This is a genomic window from Mesorhizobium sp. M0244 (genome assembly GCF_040321795.1).
GTDB lineage: Bacteria > Pseudomonadota > Alphaproteobacteria > Rhizobiales > Rhizobiaceae > Mesorhizobium.
This window is the reverse complement of record NZ_JAMYSE010000171.1, coordinates 1-5411: the sequence shown is the minus strand read 5'-3', so window position 1 is coordinate 5411 and position 5411 is coordinate 1. Positions and strand designations below refer to the sequence as shown.

The 5411-nt window shown below is 61.8% G+C and carries 6 protein-coding genes; 4 read left to right on the top strand and 2 right to left on the bottom strand.

The features are described 5' to 3' along the window. Nucleotides 1-226 precede the first annotated feature (226 nt). Nucleotides 227-1006 carry a FadR/GntR family transcriptional regulator gene (locus NKJ08_RS38075; RefSeq protein ID WP_352531788.1) on the top strand — a complete coding sequence of 260 codons (780 nt, stop codon included), beginning with the start codon at nucleotides 227-229 and terminating at the stop codon, nucleotides 1004-1006. A gap of 652 nt (nucleotides 1007-1658) precedes the next feature. Here the strand turns inward: NKJ08_RS38075 and NKJ08_RS38070 are convergent. Then, nucleotides 1659-2597 (bottom strand): NAD(P)-dependent oxidoreductase, encoded by a 939-nt coding sequence (locus tag NKJ08_RS38070; protein ID WP_352531790.1) that lies wholly within the window; start codon nucleotides 2595-2597, stop codon nucleotides 1659-1661. Between the two features lie 145 nt (nucleotides 2598-2742). Between NKJ08_RS38070 and NKJ08_RS38065 the strand changes: the two genes are divergently transcribed. Next, nucleotides 2743-3639 carry an NAD-dependent epimerase/dehydratase family protein gene (locus NKJ08_RS38065; protein WP_352780625.1) on the top strand — a complete coding sequence of 299 codons (897 nt, stop codon included), beginning with the start codon at nucleotides 2743-2745 and terminating at the stop codon, nucleotides 3637-3639. 287 nt (nucleotides 3640-3926) lie between these two features. On the opposite strand, the gene NKJ08_RS38060 is transcribed toward NKJ08_RS38065, so the two are convergent. Continuing rightward, nucleotides 3927-4331: a VOC family protein gene (locus NKJ08_RS38060; RefSeq protein WP_352531794.1), complete on the bottom strand. Its 405-nt coding sequence runs from the start codon at nucleotides 4329-4331 to the stop codon at nucleotides 3927-3929. Between the two features lie 107 nt (nucleotides 4332-4438). On the opposite strand from NKJ08_RS38060, the gene NKJ08_RS38055 reads away from it, so the two are divergent. Next, a complete protein-coding gene (locus NKJ08_RS38055; RefSeq protein WP_352531796.1) occupies nucleotides 4439-4921 on the top strand; it encodes a MarR family winged helix-turn-helix transcriptional regulator in 483 nt (160 codons plus the stop codon). Nucleotides 4922-5100: 179 nt separating this feature from the next. Beyond that, on the top strand, nucleotides 5101-5411 hold a 311-nt coding region (locus NKJ08_RS38050), incomplete at its 3' end, for a GNAT family N-acetyltransferase (protein WP_352786297.1).

Here is a 5411-nt window from a genome sequence, read left to right as displayed (position 1 = left end):
CCCCCCCGCCTCACCCCCTGTCAGGGGGCGGGGGCGGCGATTGTGTTTAAAACCACCCCTCGCCGTGGGGGGCTTGGGGGGCGCCCCCCGCGCGCGGGCCCCCCCGTTCGCACTGTCCATACAAAACGCACGAGGCGACGCTGCTTTGGAGCGTAGGCCGCTGCTTTGCCATGCCCTGAGTTAAGGTCTTTCGGCAAAGGTGAATAGCAGCTGCCGGGGAATACGAATGCCGGACGCGACATCAAAAAAGCGACCCGCCAAGTTGAAGGCAGAGGCTGAGCGGCCGGCCGGCGTTCGGCGTGCCGACGCCGCACACTTTCCCGGCTCGAGCGTGCATGCGTCGCTCGCCAACGAGATCGGGCTGAGGATCGTGCGCGGCGACTATCCGCCGGGAACCATCCTGCCCAACGAAGCCAAATGGTCCGAGACTTTCGACGTCAGCCGCTCGGCGGTGCGCGAGGCGATCAAGATGCTGATGGCCAAGAGCCTTTTGGCGTCACGCCCGAAGATCGGCAGCTGGGTCGAGCCGAAGGAACGCTGGAACCTGCTCGATCGCGACGTGCTGGCCTGGTATGCGACCTCGCCGGACCGCGAGGTGTTCCTGAGGACCGTGCAGGAATTCCGCCACATCATCGAGCCGGAGGCCAGCGCCTTTGCCGCGATGCGACGCACCGACGAGCAGATGGCCGAGATCAGCCAGGCCTGCCGCGAGATGGGCGAGGCAACCAATCTGCAGGAGCGCACGCGCGCCGACACGCGGTTTCACCTCGCCATCCTGCGGGCATCGGGCAACGATCTGCTGGTGCCGCTCGGCGTGCTGATCGAATCGGCGCTCGACCATCTGTTCCAGTTCGTCACCCGCGAGACCAGCGATCAGCGGCGGGCGCAGGCACTGCACGAGGCGATCGAGAAGAACATCCGCCTGCAGCGGCCGGCTGCAGCCCGCGCTGCGGTGCACAGACTTCTCGCCAATACCGACGACGTTATCGGCCGGTCGCGGCGGTGATTTATGCACCAGGGCGGCGCCGCCCCTCATTGCCATGGCCCTAACGTTGGTGATTAGCGAAAGCCGAAGTGGCATCCGATCTCCCCGCTCGTGGGGGAGATGTCCGGCAGGACAGAGAGGGGCGCGAAGGAATGCGAGTTTTGCAATCGTTCTGAGCAACGAGCTCGGGTGAGGCAGGAATTCGGATTTTCTACCGCCGCAGCATATTTTGTTCTTGCTTTGTGCCGGCAGCTATGCTACTAACTTCGGTATGGTGCTGATTGGCGCCGACGACCCGCCCACCGAGGCGGGTTTTTTGGTTTTGGCGTTGCGCGTGCTGCCGATCCCAACGTCGGAGGGACAGCGCCCCTTCTGCCCTGCCGGACATCCCCCCAACAAGGCAGGGCAATCGCATAGGGGTCCCGCTCATCCGGCCGCTTCGCGGCCACCTTCTCCCCGTTGGGGAGAAGAGCCTGGGAATCAATGCTGGCGACCTCCTCTCCCCTCGGGGAGAGGTCGGATTGCCCCGAATTGCCCTTCGCAATTCGGTTGGCAATCCGGGTGAGGGGCTCTTGCCTAGATGCGATTGCACTGCCTCAGGGGAGGTCGGCAGCTTCGCCAGTGGCGCTTACGCCTCGGAATGAGGTGAGCGGCAGAGAGCTGATCGGCCGCCTCAGATCGTCTGCTTTTTGCCATCCTTGGTGGGCATCAGGTCGACACCGTTGACCTTGCCGATATGCGTGGCCAGCATCGGCACGTACTGATCGGCGGGGCCGACCGCGAAGGCGCCTGCGAAGGAGTTCTTGGCGGCGTTGCCAAGCGGGTTGGCGATGCCGGCAGCACCCGCCATCGATTCGAGATAGGTGAGGTCCTTGAGGGCGTTGGCGATGGTGAATTTGTGCGCGTCGCGGTCGCCTTCCAGCGTCCAGCGCATGAAGGTCTGGTAGAAGCCGCAGTCCATGCGGCCGTTGCGGATGACGCTGTCGAAGCGCGGCGGCGAGATGCCGACCTTCTGCGCCAGCGCCAGCGCTTCAGAATAGATCGCGGCGTAGCCGAGCGAAATGAAGTTGTTGAGCAGCTTCATGCGGTGGCCGTCGCCGGTGTCGCCGATATGGACGATGCGTCCGGCCCAGGTTTCGAGCACCGGCTTCAGGCGGGCAAAGACTGCCTCGGGGGCACCGACCATGGCGTCCAGCGTGCCTTCCCAGGCCTCCTTCGGCGTGCGGCTGAGCGGGGCATCGACATAGTCGACGCCGAGCGCCTTGAGTTCGGCGGCCAGCGCCACCGTCGAGACAGGATCCGAGGTCGAGCAGTCGACGACAACCGATCCCGGCTTCAGGCCTTCCTTGATGCCGCCTGGGCCGCGGATGATGGCTTCGACCTCGCGCGAACCGGTGACGCAAATGAAGACAACCGTCGATGCCGCCGCGACGTCGCGCGAGGTCGCCGCTTCCTTGGCGCCGCGGCCGAGCAGGTCTTCCGCCGGCGTGCGGTTCTTGCGGCCGAGAAACGTCAGCGGGTAGCCCTTGTCGACGATGTTCTTCGCTATCCCGTGCCCCATCAGGCCAAGCCCGATGAAGCCGATCTTTTCACTCGCGGCGGTCGTGTTCATGTCGTTTCGTCCTATTTGCAGTGATGGATGACGGCGCTGCACATTGCCGGCGAATTGTTGAAGCGGGTTTTTGCCGCATGCCATGGCAGGCAATTGCAGAGTTCGATATTGTCTGACAATACACATGAATTCCAGGGAGAGCAAAATGACGAAGCGGATCATGTTCACCGGCGGCAGCGGCAAGGCTGGGCGCCATGTCGTGCAGTATCTGGTCGAGCAGGGCTGCCAGGTGCTCAACATCGACACCAAGCCGCTCGACAATCCCAAGGTGCGCACGCTGATCACCGACATCACCGACAGCGGGCAGGTGTTCAATGCGCTGTCGAGCTATATCGGCCTGCACGAATTCGACCCGTCGCTGCGTTCGCAACCGATCGATGCCGTTGTGCATTTCGCGGCGATCCCGCGCATCATGATCACGCCCGACAATGAGGTGTTCCGCATCAACGCGCTCGGCACCTACAACGTCATCGAGGCCGCGGTGAAGCTCGGCATCCGCAAGGTGGTGATCGCCTCCAGCGAAACGACCTACGGGCTGGTCTTCGCCAACGAACCGCGCGATCCGACGCATTTCCCGCTCGATGAGGCGTACGACGTCGATCCGATGGACAGCTACGCGCTATCCAAGGTGGTCAACGAGAAGACGGCGCGCGCCTTTGCGCTGCGCAGCGGCTTCGACATCTATGCCTTGCGCATCGGCAACGTCATCGAGCCGCATGAATATTCGTTGTTTCCGAAATGGTTCGCCGATGCGGGTTTCCGCAAGCGGATCGCCTGGAGCTATATCGATGCGCGCGACCTCGGCCAGATCACGCTGCGCGCCATCGAGAAGGACGGGCTCGGCTACCAAGTGTTCAATGCCGCCAATGACGACACCTCGTCCGATCTGCCGACAGCCGAACTCCTGAGGCGGTTTTATCCCGATGTGCCGGTCAAGAGCGAACTCGGCGAATACGAGACGCTGCTCTCCAACCGCAAGGCGCGGGACGTGCTCGGCTTCCGGCCGGAACACAGCTGGCGGAAATATGTCAAGACGACCTGACGGGCGCAGCTGACGCGAAACGGCGCTGGGCCATGCCCGAATTGCTGGTCATGACTCGAGGCTCACACCCGCTAGGACCGATGCGCCGACACCTTCATGTCCGCCATCTGCATTGCCGCAACCGCCATCTTCTGGCTCTGATCAACGAGAGCCTAGTCGCGCTCATTGCGTGGCCTTCTAAAGCGCGTCGCGTTCGACCGGCTTCATGCGACGCGCTTTAGGTTCTTGTTTTGATGCATGTCGTTATCGCAAAACCGCTGCACACTTTTGCGCGACATGCATTAGGTTCAGGCGTTCGCCGTCGGGTTCATCCATACGATTTCCCAAACGTAGCCATCTGGGTCTTCAATGTGGCGGTTATACATGAAGCCAAGATCCTGTGCTGGGTTGGGATCGGCGCGACCGCCCGCCACAACCGCGCTGGTCAGTGTTGAATCGACGGCGTCGCGGTTATCGACAGTGAGGACGATCATTGCCTGGCTGTCGCGCCGTGCGTCGCCGATTGGGCGAGTAGTGAATTCGCGGTAGTGGTCATGGGTCAGCAGCATCACCCCGATCGTGTCCGAGAACATGAGCGAGGTGGATTTCTCGCCCGAAAACTGCGGGTTCACAGTGCCGCCTAGCGCCACGTAGAACGCCGTCGACGCCGATAGGTCACGGACAGGCAGGTTCACGAAAATCATTTTGGGCATCGATTTCTCCTTCTCCAGGGCTGCGCGCTGCGCTATTGTCTTACTACAATGTTAGTAGATGCAATGTATCTTGATTGCAAGATACATTTGCCGAGGGAATATTTGCCATGGATCGCGCCGAGGCCGCAGCTAAGGAATGGGCCCGCGAGCGCCCCGATCTTCCGTTGCTACCTGTTGAAACGGTAGGTCGTCTGCTTGATGCCGCCGCGCGGGTTATCCGCGATCACATGAACCCGTTGCTCAAAGAAGTAGGCCTGAATGTAGGTGAGTTTGATGTGCTCACGCCGCTCAGGCGCGCCGGTGAACCCCATATGCTTTCACCTACTCAGCTCTACGAATCGGCAATGATCTCCTCGGGCGGCATGACGAGCCGCCTGGACCGGCTCGAGCGCGCTGGGCTGATTGAACGACGCCCCGATCCCAACGACCGGCGCGGCAAGCAAATTGCGCTAACGACTGGCGGCAAGCGCGCGATAGACGATTTGATCGGTCCAATGGTGGCGCTAGAAGAGCAATTAATCTCCGTGCTGACGCCGGCGGAGCAGGAAACTCTTAACGCTCTACTTAAGAAATTGCTCACCGGCCTCTAGGATCGGGACTCATAACTGGGCATCAGGCGGCGGCGAAGGGCAAGCTTCGACAGCGGCCATGCCTTAGCTTTTTTCCCATCATCGTGATGATCTTGTGCTAACTTGAAAGCGGTTTGCACTGGACCTGCTGAAGAATGCCGAGGATCAGCCTGGACCATCGGTTGGCGTCACATGCCGATATGCCGGCGCTGGTCTTACTGATGAATGCAGCCATCGGCGAGCTTCAGAAGCCGTTCCTCACAGAGGAGCAGATCGCTTCGAGCCGAGCAATCATGGGGCTCGATACGCAACTCGTTGATGACGGAACATATTTCATTGCGGAGCAGAATGGCGTCCTGGCCGGTTGCGGCGGATGGAGTCGGCGCGCAACCCTCTACGGCGGCGACCGTTCTCCTGGGCGCGATGCAGCGCTGCTTGACCCGACGAAAGACGCTGCGCGCGTGCGCGCCATGTATACGCATCCCAGCTTCATCCGCCGAGGCGTGGGGCG